13 protein-coding genes and 1 pseudogene are annotated in these 16,150 nt (G+C 44.1%); 10 read left to right on the forward strand and 4 right to left on the reverse strand.

What is annotated here, in order from left to right; all coding sequences use genetic code 11:
• The first annotated feature begins 63 nt into the window (after positions 1–63).
• Both ED652_RS11860 and ED652_RS11865 read left to right on the forward strand, forming a co-directional pair.
• The gene (locus ED652_RS11860) at positions 64–207 is read left to right on the forward strand and encodes a DUF2256 domain-containing protein (RefSeq protein ID WP_102307268.1); all 144 of its coding nucleotides are present in this window, start codon (positions 64–66) and stop codon (positions 205–207) included.
• An 89-nt stretch (positions 208–296) separates the two neighbouring features.
• The gene (locus ED652_RS11865; RefSeq protein WP_280136710.1) at positions 297–1,181 is read left to right on the forward strand and encodes a PA4780 family RIO1-like protein kinase; all 885 of its coding nucleotides are present in this window, start codon (positions 297–299) and stop codon (positions 1,179–1,181) included.
• Between the two features lie 199 nt (positions 1,182–1,380).
• Here ED652_RS11865 and ED652_RS11870 read toward each other — a convergent pair whose 3' ends face one another.
• The 4 genes from ED652_RS11870 to ED652_RS11885 form a co-directional block, all read right to left on the reverse strand.
• The gene (locus tag ED652_RS11870; protein ID WP_122054887.1) at positions 1,381–2,121 is read right to left on the reverse strand and encodes an SDR family oxidoreductase; all 741 of its coding nucleotides are present in this window, start codon (positions 2,119–2,121) and stop codon (positions 1,381–1,383) included.
• The gene (locus tag ED652_RS11875; RefSeq protein WP_122054889.1) at positions 2,121–3,680 is read right to left on the reverse strand and encodes a cryptochrome/photolyase family protein; all 1,560 of its coding nucleotides are present in this window, start codon (positions 3,678–3,680) and stop codon (positions 2,121–2,123) included. The genes ED652_RS11870 and ED652_RS11875 overlap by 1 nt, the downstream gene beginning before the upstream one ends.
• Positions 3,677–5,077, reverse strand: a complete 1,401-nt coding sequence (locus tag ED652_RS11880) for a DASH family cryptochrome (protein WP_122054890.1) — start codon at positions 5,075–5,077, stop codon at positions 3,677–3,679. The genes ED652_RS11875 and ED652_RS11880 overlap by 4 nt, the downstream gene beginning before the upstream one ends.
• A 192-nt stretch (positions 5,078–5,269) precedes the next feature.
• Complete coding sequence (locus tag ED652_RS11885) at positions 5,270–5,692, reverse strand: universal stress protein (protein ID WP_122054892.1); 423 nt, start codon at positions 5,690–5,692, stop codon at positions 5,270–5,272.
• A gap of 235 nt (positions 5,693–5,927) precedes the next feature.
• Between ED652_RS11885 and ED652_RS11890 the strand changes: the two genes are divergently transcribed.
• The 8 genes and pseudogenes from ED652_RS11890 (at position 5,928) to ED652_RS11920 (ending at position 15,967) form a co-directional block, all read left to right on the forward strand.
• Positions 5,928–7,058 (forward strand): PcfJ domain-containing protein, encoded by a 1,131-nt coding sequence (locus ED652_RS11890; protein ID WP_122054893.1) that lies wholly within the window; start codon positions 5,928–5,930, stop codon positions 7,056–7,058.
• A 24-nt stretch (positions 7,059–7,082) separates the two neighbouring features.
• The gene (locus ED652_RS24105) at positions 7,083–7,217 is read left to right on the forward strand and encodes a hypothetical protein (protein ID WP_017107965.1); all 135 of its coding nucleotides are present in this window, start codon (positions 7,083–7,085) and stop codon (positions 7,215–7,217) included.
• 65 nt (positions 7,218–7,282) lie between these two features.
• Positions 7,283–7,735, forward strand: coding sequence for a GNAT family N-acetyltransferase (locus tag ED652_RS11895; RefSeq protein ID WP_122054895.1), 453 nt, complete (start codon positions 7,283–7,285; stop codon positions 7,733–7,735).
• Between the two features lie 316 nt (positions 7,736–8,051).
• The gene (locus tag ED652_RS11900; RefSeq protein ID WP_065112669.1) at positions 8,052–8,831 is read left to right on the forward strand and encodes an ABC transporter ATP-binding protein; all 780 of its coding nucleotides are present in this window, start codon (positions 8,052–8,054) and stop codon (positions 8,829–8,831) included.
• The gene (locus ED652_RS11905) at positions 8,828–9,766 is read left to right on the forward strand and encodes an ABC transporter substrate-binding protein (protein WP_122054896.1); all 939 of its coding nucleotides are present in this window, start codon (positions 8,828–8,830) and stop codon (positions 9,764–9,766) included. Before ED652_RS11900 ends, ED652_RS11905 begins: the two co-directional genes overlap by 4 nt.
• Positions 9,763–11,760 (forward strand): annotated as a pseudogene (gene fhuB / locus ED652_RS11910) (Fe(3+)-hydroxamate ABC transporter permease FhuB). Before ED652_RS11905 ends, fhuB begins: the two are co-directional and overlap by 4 nt.
• A gap of 203 nt (positions 11,761–11,963) precedes the next feature.
• On the forward strand, positions 11,964–13,637 hold the full coding sequence (locus tag ED652_RS11915) for a multidrug ABC transporter permease/ATP-binding protein (protein WP_122054898.1): 1,674 nt from the start codon (positions 11,964–11,966) through the stop codon (positions 13,635–13,637).
• Positions 13,638–13,762: 125 nt separating this feature from the next.
• Entirely contained in the window at positions 13,763–15,967 is a 2,205-nt protein-coding gene (locus ED652_RS11920) for a TonB-dependent siderophore receptor (RefSeq protein WP_122054899.1), read from the forward strand.
• Positions 15,968–16,150 lie beyond the last annotated feature (183 nt).

The raw sequence follows: 16,150 nt of genomic DNA on the forward strand, positions 1-16,150 counted from the left end.
GAGCGTAATAGGGAATCTCTCGTTAACGAATAGGTTAATTGATTCATCGGCAAGGAAGCGGTCATGCACAAGAAACAACATCTTCCCACCAAGACATGTCCCGTTTGCCTCAAACCATTCTCATGGCGTAAAAAATGGCAACGTTGTTGGGAAGAGGTGATTTATTGCTCTGAACGTTGTCGTCGCCATAAGACAAAACCCACATAATCTCCCTTCATTTAAGAATCTATTGAGAATAACCACTCATTTAACGAGTTAATATTTTATCTGTCAGGTAACTCATGTATAAAGACGACATGAAGATACCTAAAAGAATACAGCCTTTAGTTGACGATGGTTTAGTCGACGAGGTGAAAAGCCAACTCATGAGTGGCAAAGAAGCGTCAGTGTACATAGTACGCTGCGGCGATACGATCCGTTGTGCCAAGGTGTACAAGGAAATAAGCCAACGTAGCTTTAAAAAAGCAACGGCATATCGAGAAGGGCGAAAGGTCCGCAATAGCCGCCGCGCTAGAGCGATGGAAAAAGGCTCTGGTTTCGGTCGCGAGCAACAAGAAAAAGTATGGCAAAGTGCAGAAGTGGATGCCTTGTATAAGCTGGCAGAAGCAGGCGTTCGCGTGCCTGTCCCTTATGGCTGCTTTGATGGCGTGCTGCTGATGGAGTTGGTCACTGATGACGAAGGTTATGTCGCTCCAAGATTGAATGATGTGGTGATGCCGCCTGAACAAGCGATTGAAGATCATGCGGTGATGATGACTTATGTCGTTAAGATGCTTTGCGTTGGTTTAATTCACGGTGACTTGTCTGAATTCAACGTATTGGTTGATGAATATGGCCCTGTGATTATCGATTTACCGCAAGCGGTCGATGCTTCTGCGAACAACAATGCTGAGTGGATGCTGACTCGTGATGTTAATAACATCCGTGACTATTACGCTCAGTTTGCCCCTGAACTGGCGACCACTGAGTATGCTAAAGAAATGTGGGCACTGTTTGAGAAGGGTGATTTGAAGCCGGACAGCAAACTAACGGGTGAGTTTACCGAAAGCGACGCTTTGGCAGATATTGATGCCATCATGCAAGAAATCGACGCGGCCCGTGCTGAAGAGCAAAGCCGACGTGAGCGCGTGAAGGAAGAAAAAGAAGGTGTCGACGAGAGTAAGTTCAACTGGGCTGAGTAGCGGTAATCGTAAAGTAATGATTAGTTTTGATCCTTAGTTGAATCCTCAGAGAGTCCTTCGTTGAAACGACATTTTTAGTTTCAACCAACAGCTTCGCGTTTACTACTAAACCCAACAGATCCATAGCTTTGTTGGGTTTTCTATTTTTACCACTCATCAAATTTTACTATTCATCAAAGCCCGCGATTGGTATTGCTCATTACCAAGTTAATTGCGAACCATCATACGCATAGAAATGACCGCTTTTATCCGGCGTAGCAGTTCGAATGATGTCCACCAACTGATGAGCTACATAACTAGACTCAAACAACTTACCTTGCGGCACATTGGTCTGAAAGGGCTTAGATAGAGCCGTGTCGGTTGTACCAGGGTGGAGCGCTAACACTGTGCCTTTCTTCAATGTGCGTTGCCATTCAATCGACATGGTTTTGATGAACATGTTGAGTGCGGCTTTAGATGAGCGATAGCTATACCATCCACCCAATCGGTTGTCTGAAATGCTGCCGACTTTGGCCGATATCACTGCAAATTTTGGATTGTCACTGGCTTTGAGGATCGGCGTGAAGTGCTTGGCCAGTAATAAGCTAGGTAGGGTGTTTACCGAGATGTTTTTCAGGAAGAATTCTGGGTCGATAGAGGACAAATTCTTTTCTGGGCCAAGGTCTGGCGTATGAAGCATACCCACGCAATTTATTAACCAATCCAATCGCTCGAATTGAGTGCTTAGTCGTTCAATATCAGCTTCGTTGGTGGCATCGACTTGGTGCCAATTTAAACGGTTATCTTCCAATTCTGGTCGTTGTGAATGATAAGTCGCGTCGACATGTACATCGAGAAAATCAAAGCGAGACAGCTCAGACAATAGGTGCTTAACCACGGCGAAACCAATACCGCCGCTGCCACCAATGACCAATATGTGTAATCTGAGTTGTTCCACCATTATAAGTTCTCCAAGTTTGTGATTCGTTGTTCAGCAGTATCGAGAATCGCTTGTTGTGATTGCTCGTCCATGTTGTCCCAAGAGCGATAAAGCATGCCCATTCGAGGGTTGCGATTTAAGGCCTCGCGATGTTTGTTCATGAAGCGCCAATACAAGCTGTTGAATGGACAAGAACTCTCGCCACTGCGCTCTTTAATTTGGTAATGACAGCCTTTGCAGTAATCACTCATGCGATTAATGTAAGAACCGCTGGCAGAGTATGGTTTGGTTCCGACGATCCCGCCATCGGCAAAAAGTGCCATACCTCGCGTATTCGGCATTTCGACCCATTCAATCGCATCGACGTATATACCAAGGTACCAACTATCAACTTGATCCGGTGCAATGCCCGTAATTAAGCAGAAGTTACCGGTGACCATGAGCCTTTGAATGTGGTGCGCATAAGCAAACTCGAGGGATTGATCAATCGCTTGCTTCATGCAATTCATCTTGGTTTGTCCATCCCAAAAATAATGAGGCAACTGACGGTCTGCTGCGTAGTGATTTTTGTTGGCGTAAGCAGGCATGTTCGCCCAATAAACGCCACGTATGTATTCTCTCCAGCCTAGAATTTGGCGTACGAAGCCTTCGACTTGTGCAATATCGATAGTGGGTGCGCTTGGCTTAGAAGACGCCTGATAAGCCGACAGTGCCGCATCAATCACTTCTTGGGGGCTTAGCAGTTTGCTGTTCAACGAAAAGGAGAGGCGACTGTGATACAAACTCCATTTCGAATCGTGCTCGGTCGTCATTGCATCTTGAAACTGACCAAACAGTGGCAAACAGACTTGGCAGAAGTGAGCAAGTAGAGACAGACTTTGCGCTCGATTGACTGGCCATAATAACTGATCACCAACTTCACCAATGGTTTGAACTTGATGATGCTCGATGCGTTTTAAAATCGCAGAAATGTCGTTGGCAAACATTAACGGTGGCGGCAGGTTCTCGATGTCTTGTTTCTTTAGTTTCTTGCGATTGTTTGCATCGTAATTCCATTTGCCGCCAACCGGTTTGCCATCATCGAGCAGGATGTCAAAGCGCTTTCTCATTCGACGATAGAAATGTTCCATCATGATGTGTTTGTCTTTAGGAAACTGGGTTTCAATCTCGTCAAACGGAAACAGGAAGTGCTCGGAATCGCTACAGCCTTTGGTTACTCCAGTTAACTTCAGCTTTGCCAGTTGTTGGAGAAGTCGATATTCATCTGGCTGTTGGTATTCAAATTTTTCAGCAGCAAACTCGTGGACATAGTGTTGCAATAGAGCATCGAGATTTTCAAATTGAGTCGTGTCATCCAGAGTTAGGTGGAGTACCTGATGACCTTGTTGTTTGAGCTCGTCAGCAAAGTAGCCCATCGCAGAGAAAAAAGCGGCCACCTTTTGGATGTGAGATGCAACGTAGTCTGTCTCTTGCTTAAGTTCGGCAATGATATAAATGACGTCGTCGTCAACCTGTTGAAACCAAGAGTGCTGGATATTGAGTTGGTCGCCTAAGACAAGGCGCACGGTTTTGAAGTTCATAACACATCCTGATTGTTAGTTAAGACAGGTTCTTTGCTGCTCGCATTCCACTTGTTGATAAATATATGGTCTGGGTCATACATATCGGTCTGCCTAGCCAAGTCGAAATGGTGTGATTTGGGTTGTGTTTGGTTGGCATTCTTTTGTTTGTTGGTTTGGGTGTTTACTTGAGAGTTCAGGGCTCCGACTATGTAAGCCCAATTGCCCCAGTTTGATGCCACGTCATAGTCGATAAGTTGGCTCTCAAAATAGGCTGCGCCGTGTCGCCAATCGATCCCTAGTTCGTATATCAAACAGCTAGCGGCCAGCTGTCTTCCTCGATTAGACATGTAGCCTGTTTCGTTAAGTTGGCGCATACACGCATCGACAATCGGGTAGTTGGTATTGCCACTTTTCCATTTGGCGAAATTCAGGTTCGACGTTCCCGCGGAGTTTGGGGTGTTGAGTTTTTGGTCTGAAGAATCACCGAATAACGATGAGCCCAGAGATAAGCATTTCCAATAGAAATATTCGCGCCACAACAACTCAAAGTAGATCCAATAGGTTGAATCGTTACTGCCATGTTCGGCTTCGAACTGCTTCAAATGGCGATAAATTGTTTTAGGCGAAACGCAACCGAGTGCTAACCACGGCGAGAACTTTGTTGAGTTTTCGATGCCGTCAAATGCGTTTCGAGTCTGCTTGTAGTTAAGGGCGTAATCATGTGAAAAGTAGTTTTCTAAATGCGTTAGTCCAGCGTCTTCGCCACCCAAATAATCGTTTGTTACTGCTCTTTCTATATTTGGATAACTGAATAGTGGGGTTGCCGTTACTGGAGTTGGAGTTGGAGTTGGTGCCTGTGTCACTGCTGGTGGAAGGTGTGCAATAACCGTCTCATCGCTATTAACGTTCAAGTGTTCGACTAGCTTTCTAAACTTGGTAAACGAGCTCAGGACTTTTGATAATTCAAACGGTAGCTCATGTGAGCCAAACAAGGTGGAGTGATGTGGCAAGCATGTTATTAAGTCAGGGTGACGACTTTGTAGTGAATGAATCAATTGTCGCTCGTCGTAACCGCAGTGTGCATTGGCGAAAAAGTGGGTGACGTGTTGTGTAGCAATGATTTGGCTGAGTGTTTGCTCGGCTGCGTCTGGTTCTAAATGGTTACTGTGAATGACGACAAGTTGCTGACCAAGCTTAACTAAATTCGATTCTAGGTGAGTTATCGATTGTGAAACAAAAGTCTGGCGATGCGCGCCATAACTTTGCTCTTGCGCGAAATCAGCAGAGAAATGAACCAAAGTGGGTTCGACAATCACGAAAATGAGTTTATCGACGCTCTGTGCAGCGCAATGGAGCAATTGATTGTCGTTGATTCTTAAGTCGTTTGTAAAAAGATAGAGACCAATCTTTTTCATTACTTACACTCGTGATTTGTTAATTATTAGACGCTTACGAGTTGATAAGCCGACAAGATCACAAATGAACTTAGCAAGTGGGTGATAGTTGGATTGGGGCAAACAAGAAAATTGAAGAGGGGATGTAAGCCAACCAATAATACCGATAGAGGCTGGCAATGCAGGAAGTTTTTAAAGTTCGAACGGCAGTATCTAATCCATTGGAACGATTAGAATGTCGACTGGAGATGTGTCGATGATCTGTTTCGAATGGGAAATGATTTTATGCCAAAAATCGTGGTGATGGCCACATAGTAGTAGGTCAACGCCATTTACCTCGATGGTATTTTTGAGCTTATCATTCAAATCTCCCGTTCCCACGAATATGTGCTTGATTGGGTGTTTAGCGTAGGCCTCAAACTCTTTCAAATGTTTAATGGAATCTTCATTGATGGGTAGATCGCCTTCATTCCCCTGAATATCAACGAGTTCAGGGTAAATCTCGCCATGCGTGCCGTCGATATAAACAAACGAAATGCCAGCCTCTAGTTTGTTTGCGAAGAAGGTCGCTCGATCAATCAGAATCTTAGTGTCGTCGGACATTTCAACAGCGACCAGAATATGTCGGTATTCCATAATTAAAGCCTCGTGTTATCAGTTATATAACAAGCATAGTTTTTGTTAGCACAAATGATATCGAAGAGATCTCATATTGCATAAAATCATCATTCAATGATCTTCTAAGCACTATCGTATTTATATCGCTTTGATTGATAAGAAATTTACAAAAGGTTGTTATAGTGGTTGAAGCGCTAGCTTATTCTGTTAGATAGGCTTTACGGTTTAATGCGCCAATAACGAAGAGGCATCAATGACAGCACTACTCACCATTCCCACTAGGACGTTAGGTTTCGACTACGATATTGAGATCCGAGATTGGTCTCAAAAGCTTGTCGGCTTTCATGTGTTTGAAGATGGTCGACGCCCGCTCGACGGTGGTATTGGTTTAAGCCTCAATCTTGTTGAACAATTTGATGTAAATGGTCGTTGGTTAGATTCGTTACCTGATCGTTATCGTGAAATCACCGATGATTTTCCCGAGTATCAATATCAAATGCTTTGGTTGGCTGCTAACACTTATGAGGCGGCTCAACTGCTTGAATTAAGGCCGGTTATCTTGGCGTTAATCTGCATGAAACACAGTGTCGATAACAAGAAAGCATTGGAACTGAGTCGCCTAGGACAAAAGAGAATCTTAGCCAAACTGGGCTTAGACGGAAGTAAAGCGACGCTCAAATTTATCGATAAGCTAGAGCTTAACTATAACGTTGGAGACGAGCTTGACCACATTGTGCGAATTCTCGAACCGCTGCAAAGACGTGTGCTCAAATTCAAACATTACTCTAAAGTAGGCTATACAGCGCTGCGTTTGGATCAGGTTCATCCGTTTTTAACCGGCAGTCGATTAGGTATTGCAATGGTTGAAGAGGGAAGGCTCAATGCGCCTTCAAAGATGGCTATGTTCCAAGACGCGATTTTACTGGGTCAAGATTTGGAGATGGACGATCCATTGCGCGCCATCACCAGTCAAAATTCCTTTGCTATGTTTGAGCAACTGCATGATAGATGGACAGAACAGCGTCAGTTACGCCGTCTAGAAGGAAATCGGCCTGTGGACATGGACATCCCTTATCCAGTTCCTTTACTCGGTAATGACAATATTCATCCGCTTACTGATTACTACGACCTTGAACAAGAGGGCGTGGAACAAAAACATTGTATTGGCGTCTATCACAATCGAATCATGAGCGACCGCTATGTGGTGTTTCGAATGCTTAAGCCTCAGCGCTTAACCATTGGCCTACGTCGTGTTCCAAGCAAAGCCTTTCCGTTTGAAATTGACCAGATTTGTGGGAAACGAAATGCACCGCCATCCGAGTCTGCTCGCCAAGTGATTCATGATTGGTTAGAAGCGAGTAAGCAAAAGTATCCGAAGCAATAGCTGTGAAGTAGAAGGAATAACAGGATGTTTCAACAAGGTGATTTATGCCCGCATTGTGGTTTGATTATTGTGATGCCAACAGATTTGCAAGCGGAGTGCTTGGGTTGTGGTGAAGAAATCAATGAAGACCCAGCAGACAGTTACGAAGAAGAAGAGTAGCTTTATCTACACTGATATAAACCAAGGCTAGGATGGCCAAATTACCCTTTCAAAGGATGGAAAAAATGCAGAAAGTAATCTTTAGAAATTGTGATGAAAGTTCACCTTGTTGGAGTGAATTAGAAGGCTTATTTCAAAGCGAATGGTCTGATTTCAAGTTTAAAGATACGTATAAAGACAGCGTACAACTTCCCTCAGTAATAACAGTACTTCGCGATAATGCGGTCATTGGTGGTTTGGCATATTCCCATTTTCAGGAACCTCATCAAGTGCGGGATGTGGTGTGGATCAACGCCGTGTTTGTTGAACCTCAATGGCGCGGCCAAGGTATTGCGAGTGAATTGATTAAACGAGCTGTTGAACAAATGCCAGACTATTATCAATCCCAACCCTCGAAAGATTCAACGTCTAAGTTGTACGCCTACACCAATATTGCATCTTTGTACCTTTCTCTTGGTTGGTCAATCGTCGAGATTGAAACCGAACCCAATCATCACGTCATGAGCGTTTCGTTTTAGGCTGAATATTCGGAAACAGCCTAACAGACACGAAACTCTCTGCCTTCCTCATCTATCGATTTATGAGCGTATTTTTATAAATGCTTAAACTTCGTTGCGACAGATCTTGAATCAACTTCAGATTATCTTCTCTAAATCAAGCTTCTAACTCTTTAAAATATAGGGATAAATTAGTACGACATTCATTTTAATCTAAATGAAAATCGTTTGCGTTAGCGTTTTTGCAAGTGTATAAAAGCGTGTCTGTTAATGATTTTATGAATATGTTCGTGTTTCATTAATTCTTTAGTGAATGATGTGTTTTAAGGTTGAAGATATGCTCGAAGCAAAGGGACTCGGTTTTAGCGTAGGGGATAAGCAATTGCTCAAGACATTTGATGTGTCGTTTGAGCAAGGAAAAATCTACGCTTTGGTTGGGCATAACGGCTCGGGGAAATCGACCTTATTAAAGTTGCTAGCGAAGCAACAGCACGCCACTTCAGGCGATATTTTCCTGAAAGATAAAGCGGTCGCTAAATGGTCTGATAAGGACTTCGCACAGCAAATTGCTTACTTACCTCAACATTTACCTGCAACCGACAGTTTATCCAGCAAAGATCTCGTTAGCTTTGGTCGCTACCCTTGGCACGGCTTATTAGGTCGACTTTCAAGTAAAGATAAGCAATACGTTGAAGAGGCGATGCAACTTACCAACACAACGCAATACGCTGATCGTTTGGTGGATACCTTATCGGGTGGTGAACGCCAGCGTGTGTGGCTTGCGATGCTGTTGGCTCAACGCACCAAATACCTTTTGTTGGATGAGCCTTTAGCAGCGCTCGATATTGGTCATCAGATTGAAATGCTGACATTGATTAAGCGCCTTAGTGAAACCTTAGAGATTGGCGTGATCATTGTTATTCACGACATCAACATGGCTGCACGTTTCTGCGATCATATTATTGCCTTACATAGTGGCGAGCTATTAGTTGAAGGCGAGGTTGATGAGGTGTTCAAAGAGTCGATATTGAAAGATATCTATGGTGTGCCTATGCACATTACTCAACACTCTGCGGGTTACCCAGTCGCGATGCCTGGTGATTTGGAGCCAGCATGATGCTTAAACAGTCTTTCCAATCAATATTACATCGCTTGCACGTCACTCGTACTCTTATCTCAAGTGTTGTTATCTCTAGCTTACTTGTGTTTTCTCCACTTTCGTCAGCTAATCAAGATACGTCTGAGTTGAATGATGACGATCGACCTCGATTGGTTTCCATCGATTGGACTCACACTGAAACGCTTTTGGCGTTGGGCGTTACTCCTATTGCGGTAGCGCAAATTCCCGATTACAACTCGTGGGTAAAGTCTCCTCAAATCCCCCCAACTGTTGCGGATGTTGGCTTACGAACGCAGCCAAACCTTGAGCGTGTTCATGAGCTCAAACCCGACAAGATATTACTCTCTCCAATGTTTTCAACGTTGGAGACTCAACTTAGCAAAATTGCGCCTGTCACGACCATTGGTTTGTACCGAAGCGGTGATGTCGATTGGTCAGCGCTAGAAACGGTTACTCGAAAGCTAGCAGAGATCTCTGAAAAACAACCTCAAGCTGAAGTTTTGATTCAGAAAGCGAATGCTGAAATGGATCGTTTAAGATCTCAGCTACCCAACAATGCTCCTGAAATGTTGATGGTGCAGTTCATGGACACTAATCACGTTCGCGTCTTTGGGGATAACAGCCTATACAAAGCTTCAGTAAACAAGATTGGCCTTGAATCAGCATGGAAAGGGCAAACCAACGCTTGGGGTTACAGCTTAGTTGGTGTCGATCAGCTTATTGGCGTTAAAGGTCAAATCGTAATTATTTCTCCAATGCCAGCGGGGACTGAAGAGAGCCTTAAAGCTAATCAGTTTTGGCAATACATTGTGAAAGAGTCGGGTTATCCCGCGCTACAAGTACCAGCGGTGTGGAGTTTCGGCGCGATACCTTCTGCAACAAGGTTTGCGCGCTTCATTGTCTCTGAATTGAACCAAGGAGAAGTGCTATGAGAGCTCTCTCGTTTGGTGTTTTGACTCTTTTAATGGTTTCTACATTGGCTCTAATTGGGCAACACTTATCTGTCTCTCAGTTCGGATTGAGCCGACTTTCTAGCTTGTGGACCGCTGATTTCACTTCTCCTGACTCAGTGAAACTGCATTTGGCTTGGTGGCCGAGGTTATTCACTACATTGTTATCTGGCGCAGCGTTGGCAGTGGCGGGTGTCTTGATGCAACAGGTGCTCAGAAACCCTTTGGCTTCACCGTCTACGTTAGGTGTCGCGAGCGGTTCGAGCTTTGCACTTATGTTAGCGACACTCTATGCCCCTTGGCTTTTAGAGTGGTCTTATTCGTTGGTGGCACTTGTTGGTGGCACTTGTTGGTGGCGTCACTACGATTGGTTTGGTGTTTGTTTTGTCTTGGCGACGTGCTTTATCTCCAACCGTCGTGATTGTCTCTGGCTTAGTCGTGAACCTCTATTTTGGCGCTGTGAGTACTGTCTTGTTAATGATGAACCAAGACAAACAGAATGGCTTAATGATTTGGGGCGCAGGTTCATTGGTTCAAACCGGGTGGGAAGATGTTCAGTACTTGGCTCCACGCTTAGCGATTGCGACTCTCATGGCGTTTCTGTTCGTAAAACCACTGAGCTTGCTTCAGTTATCAGAACAGGGCGCTAAGAGCTTAGGTGTTTCGTTACCAAAATTAAGAGTCGCTTGTCTCGGTTTGGCGGTTTTGCTGACGGCTTGGGTTGTGAGTGCTGTTGGTGTTATTGGATTCGTTGGTTTAGCAGCTCCTGCGTTAGCACGCTTGATTGGTGTGCACCGTTTAGTGCCTAAGTTATTGGTATCTATGCTGTTAGGTGGCTTGTTGTTAAGCCTTACCGATCTGCTTATTCAACAGTTGCCGGGCATCATGTCTATGTTTGTCCCGACAGGGGCTGCAACGGCTGCGTTAGGTGCTCCACTGTTGTTGTGGTTGCTGCCCAAGTTGTCAATGAAAAGTCAGTCACAAACACAAACTGTATTAACGCGTCATAAGGAAGTAGCTTCTCGCTTAAACAAGCATTCAGTGGTATTAACCAGCTTGTTTATTGCTCTGTCGCTGGTCGTGTTCAGTTTGTTCTCTGTACAAACTGAAGGCTGGCGTTGGTTATTTCAAACTCAAGACTGGGCAATGCTTGAATGGCGTTTACCTCGATTAACAGCAGCGGCATTGGCGGGCGGCATGTTGGCAGTCGCTGGTACGATCGTTCAGCGTTTGAGTGGCAACCCAATGGCTAGTCCAGAAGTGATTGGTATCAGTTCTGGTACGACATTAGGTTTGATCATCGCAATCTTTGCGGGCTTTGGCAGCAGCATGGTTGGGCTTTATTTCGGTGGCTTTATTGGTGCGGTCTGTACTTTGGGCATCATTGTCTTGCTCAACCAGAAGTTGGGCTTCCAACCGGAAAGAGTGCTACTAACAGGTGTTGCGATAACGGCACTGATGAACGCTGTGCAAAGTTTTGTACTGGCAGGCGGTGACCCAAGAAGTTATCAAGTTCTGGCCTGGTTGGCAGGTTCAACGTATTACGTCACCGAAGCAACACTCGTTCCGTTACTGATATCTTCGGTTGTATTTATCTCGTTAGGTTTTCTCTGTGCGCGATGGTTGGATGTGTTGCCATTAGGGCAGGCGAGTGCCCAATCTCTTGGTATCAATGTATCAATGTATCAAGATCTCGAATTCTATTGCTGGTGCTGGTGGCATGTTTAACCGTGAGCGCAACACTGGTGGTTGGTCCATTAAGCTTTATTGGTTTGATGGCCCCACACATGGCGAGATTATTTGGTTATAGCCGTGCTAAAGAGCACCTGATCTGTTCTTCGTTAATTGGTATGGCACTGATGTTGTTCTCGGATTGGCTTGGTAGACAGTGGCTGTACCCACAAGAGATCCCAGCAGGATTGGTGGCTTCGATTATCGGTGGCATGTACTTGATGTGGGGCTTAAGAAGGTTATAGCAGTCGCTGTAGTCCTTGCTGTCATTGTCGTTACTTATCGCGATTACTGAACACTAGTAACGGGTGTCTGTTGAATTAACGGGTTGAGCTTCTAGAGGCCAAGACTAAACAACAAGATTATCGTACTTGGTTTATACGGGTTTATCTTTTTCTTTATTGATAATGATAATCACAATAATAATTAATTGAATGGTGTATATGAAATGGGATTGATCCTATTGCTGGCTGAAAAACAGAAAAAGTCACTGTTGTTCGTGATCTTATTGAGTATTGCGAGTGCGTTCTTGAGCGTGGGCGTGATTGCGTTTATTCAGCATAAGTTACTTGAAAGCAGTGGTCCACTTTCCAATACCCTAATTCAGTTTACTTTGCTGCTGATTGGTTTATTGGTGACAGCCACCGTTGCTCAAGTCGCTCTCCATAAGCTGGGTCATAAATTTGTTTATAACAAACGTTGTGAACTGGTCTCTCAACTATTGAATACCGATATTGAACAAGTCGAGAAGGTTGGAAGTGCAGGGGTACTCGCGTCACTGAACACCGACATTCGCAACATCACTATCGCGTTCGTACATTTACCAGAGCTGATTTATGGCTTGGTGTTAACGGTTGTGGCTTTGATCTACTTGGCTTTTTTGTCTATGCCTCTGTTTGGTGTCAGCGTTTTAATGCTGTCATTAACCGGTGTCATTGGCTATCTGCTTGTTACGCGCATCACTAAACACGTTAAACAGGTTCGAGAGTACGACGACAAGTTGTATCACGATTACCAATCCTTAATTGATGGTCGTAAGGAGCTCTCTTTAAATCCATTCAGAGCCAAGCGTTACTTTGATGAAACGTTTTCAGTCAATGCTGAAGGTTACAGAAATGAAGTGACACAGGCCGATATCCTAAATGGTTTTGCAGCTAATATGGCGAACACCGTGGTATTGGCGTTGATCGGCTTGAACTTTTATCTGGCGACTGGTTTAGGTTGGGCGACGTTAGAAGTTGCGTCTACATTTGCATTGGTCGTGTTGTTTATGAGAACCCCGTTAATGTCTGCAGTCGGTTCAATTCCAACCTTGATTACTGCCAACATTTCGATGAAGAAGCTGTCGTCGTTAGCGTTGAGTACTGATCGAAGCCTGAATCCGAAATCGGCAAAAACCAAAGTCTTCAATTCACTTGAACTCGTAGGGGCTAGTTATCGCTATCGCTCAGATTCAGATGGCGACGCATTCGGCGTAGGTCCAATCGATTTCAAAATAGAACGCGGTGAACATATCTTCATTATTGGTGGCAATGGCAATGGCAATGGCAGTGGCAGTGGTAAATCGACCTTTGCTCGTTTGCTTACTGGGCTCTACCGACCGCATTCTGGCCAAGTTTATGTCGATGGTAATGAGGTGACTCAAGCGCATTGGCAAGATTATCGCCATCAATTCTCTGCTGTATTCAGCGATTTCCATTTATTCCATCAAATTGTCGATGGTGAAGGTCAAGACATTGATAGCAAAGATATTGACGAGTGGATGGTACGTCTTGAAATGGCACACAAGGTTGATCATCAACAAGGCAAGTTAAGTGACGTTCGCTACTCACAAGGTCAACGAAAGCGACTGGCACTGATGATGTCAGTACTCGAAAAACGCGGTTGTATTCTGCTTGATGAATGGGCAGCTGATCAGGACCCTCGCTTTAGAAAACTGTTTTACCGTCAGTTATTGCCACTGCTTAAACAACGTGGCGTGACTGTCATCGCGATTACTCATGATGACGCTTATTTTGATGCCGCTGACCGTATTTTTAAAATGGATACCGGCAATCTTATTGAATTGAGTAAAGGGAATTTGGCTCAAGCGCACCAAGCACTAGAAAGTGTTGTCGCTTGAGTTTTTAAGAGCCGAGTTAGGCTCAAAAACAAACAATTAAATAGTAAAAATTACAGTGATTGTTTGTGTTTTATTGCAATAGGTTCATAGCCGTATTGAAGGAGAAATATATGAATCGGCACTTTATGCGTACCCCAACAGCACTTGCGGTCGCTTTAGTTGTATCGTCAGGAATGGCTCAAGCTAACGAAGATGAAACCGTTGTTGTTATTGGGCAGCAACTTGAAGACAGCTCAGTAGGTCCTGATTTTAGTTACGTAGGATTAAGCAGTCGAACAGCAACAAAAACAGACGTTGCGATAGGTGAGACACCACGTGCAATTTCGATTGTGACTCGCGAACAAATGGACGACAGAGCGTCAATCAGTATTGCCGATGCTTTACAGTACACGCCAAGTATTCAAGCGAACTACTTCGGTGAAGACAACAAGCAAGATTGGTTTGTTATTCGTGGTTTTAAGCAAGCAGGCAGTGGCTTGTATCAAGACGGAACGCGCTTGTACTCATCTGGCTTCTACAGTTGGCAAATCGACCCGTTTGGCTTGGAACGAGTAGAAATCTTGCGTGGTCCAGGCTCTGCGCTATACGGTCAAACGCCTCCGGGCGGTGTAATCAATGTAGTTAGCAAACGCCCTCAATTTGATGGTGGCTCGGGTCAGTTTGCGATTGAATACGGAACAGACGACCGCAAGCAAATCAGCTTAGATGTGAACTCTGAAATCAATGAAAAAATGGCATTTCGCCTACAAGCACTTGGTCGTAAAAATGGTAGCCGTGTCGATGGTGTAGAAGCTGAACGCATTTTTATCGCTCCTTCTCTGGCTTATAAATTTACAGACGGCACAAAAATCACGCTACTAACGAGCTACCAGAAAGATGATTCCGACCCATACCTGCAGTTCCTACCAATGGAAGGAACGCTAACGTCGAATCCAAATGGAAAAATCAGTGATAGCACTTCGGTAGGTAATACAGATTGGGAAACGTTCGAGCGTGAACAACTGTCATTAGGTTATGAATTTGAACATCATTTCAATGACAGCACTTACTTCATGCAGAACACGCGTTACAGCAAGATGGACATCAACCTTCGTCAAATGTACTACGCTCAATACGTTGCAGATTCTCTCATTGTTGGATTAGACCCCCAACCTTCACGGTCTTCAATTATTAGAAAAGCATCTACTGAAGAAGGTACATCAGATGCTTTCAATATAGATAATCGTTTAATACATAAGTTCAAAACAGGAGTCATAGAACATACTTTGTTAAGTGGTATTGATTATCAACGTGTTGATATTGATAGTAAAGATTATGCGGCTGACCCAATAGTAGGTGACGGAAACGACCTTCGATTCATTCCTGGCTTAGGCAATGTGCCCAACCCAATGTTTAATATTTTCAGTCCATCATATACTCACAATATTGCTCTCCTGAATAGTAGTTTTGTTGAGACTAATGAGTCTGACCGCCAAACGACTAAGACGAAAAACAATCAGCTAGGCCTGTATCTTCAAGACCAAATGATGATAGCTGACAAATGGGCTGTTCAGATTGGTGTTCGTTATGATGATTCTGAAAACACGACTCATAACTCCACGACAGGTAAGAAAACTAAGGTTGATAACGAAGAGTGGACAACCAACTTCGGCGTAGCTTACCTAATGGATAGTGGTTTTACACCTTATGCAAGTTACGCACAGTCGTTTAACCCTATCATTCAGCTTGATCAAATTGGTGACCCAGCGAAGCCAGAACGCGGCGAGCAGTACGAAGTGGGTTTGAAATACCAACCGCGTAGTTTCGATGGCTATTTCAACATTGCCGCATTCGAAGTCTCAAAAGAAAATTTAGCACGTCATGTAGCGGGTCAGTTGACACAAATTGGTGAAGTCCGTAACCGTGGTATTGAACTAGAAGCCGTGGCTAACGTAACAGAAGAGCTAACGTTAATTGGTAACGTGTCATTCATCAATTCTGAAATAACAGCAGATTCGACAAGCAGTAATGTAGGTAACACGCCATCACAAATTGCTGACCAACTCGCTTCAGCTTGGGCAAATTACCGCTTCCTAAATGGTCCATTAGATGGCTTAACGATTGGTGCAGGTGCTCGTTACGTTGGTGATTCGTATGCGGATAATACAGAAACTAACGTTGTTCCGTCTTACACATTGTTTGATGCGACACTGAGTTACCGAATCGAAGATTACAAGTTCCAAGTTGCAGCGAAGAACTTAGCAGACAAAGAGTACGTGGCTACGTGTGACTTCTATTGCTTCTACGGTGACCGCCGTAACGTGATTGCGAGCGTAGCTTATGACTGGTAACGTAACTTTATAATCAGTAATTACTAGTTTATTAGCACTCAGTCCAACGGGCTGGGTGCTTTTATAAAGTTCATCATCTCCCTTTACCCACAACACATAACTTTGTTCAACTTTCGTTAAAAATCATGTCTATATCGCCTTTAAATCAAACAACTCGCTGTTGATTAAAACGATCAAGACGAT

It is taken from the genome of Vibrio sp. Evd11, from assembly GCF_900382755.1.
GTDB lineage: Bacteria > Pseudomonadota > Gammaproteobacteria > Enterobacterales > Vibrionaceae > Vibrio > Vibrio lentus.

Excerpts from the sequence above, each read along its gene's own strand:
- ED652_RS11860 (WP_102307268.1), top strand. The coding sequence starts at position 64 with ATGCACAAGAAACAACATCTTCCCACCAAGACATGTCCCGTTTGCCTC.
- ED652_RS11865 (WP_280136710.1), top strand. The coding sequence starts at position 297 with ATGAAGATACCTAAAAGAATACAGCCTTTAGTTGACGATGGTTTAGTC.
- ED652_RS11870 (WP_122054887.1), bottom strand. The coding sequence starts at position 2,121 with ATGGTGGAACAACTCAGATTACACATATTGGTCATTGGTGGCAGCGGC.
- ED652_RS11875 (WP_122054889.1), bottom strand. The coding sequence starts at position 3,680 with ATGAACTTCAAAACCGTGCGCCTTGTCTTAGGCGACCAACTCAATATC.
- ED652_RS11880 (WP_122054890.1), bottom strand. The coding sequence starts at position 5,077 with ATGAAAAAGATTGGTCTCTATCTTTTTACAAACGACTTAAGAATCAAC.
- ED652_RS11885 (WP_122054892.1), bottom strand. The coding sequence starts at position 5,692 with ATGGAATACCGACATATTCTGGTCGCTGTTGAAATGTCCGACGACACT.
- ED652_RS11890 (WP_122054893.1), top strand. The coding sequence starts at position 5,928 with ATGACAGCACTACTCACCATTCCCACTAGGACGTTAGGTTTCGACTAC.
- ED652_RS24105 (WP_017107965.1), top strand. The coding sequence starts at position 7,083 with ATGTTTCAACAAGGTGATTTATGCCCGCATTGTGGTTTGATTATTGTG.
- ED652_RS11895 (WP_122054895.1), top strand. The coding sequence starts at position 7,283 with ATGCAGAAAGTAATCTTTAGAAATTGTGATGAAAGTTCACCTTGTTGG.
- ED652_RS11900 (WP_065112669.1), top strand. The coding sequence starts at position 8,052 with ATGCTCGAAGCAAAGGGACTCGGTTTTAGCGTAGGGGATAAGCAATTG.
- ED652_RS11905 (WP_122054896.1), top strand. The coding sequence starts at position 8,828 with ATGATGCTTAAACAGTCTTTCCAATCAATATTACATCGCTTGCACGTC.
- ED652_RS11915 (WP_122054898.1), top strand. The coding sequence starts at position 11,964 with ATGGGATTGATCCTATTGCTGGCTGAAAAACAGAAAAAGTCACTGTTG.
- ED652_RS11920 (WP_122054899.1), top strand. The coding sequence starts at position 13,763 with ATGCGTACCCCAACAGCACTTGCGGTCGCTTTAGTTGTATCGTCAGGA.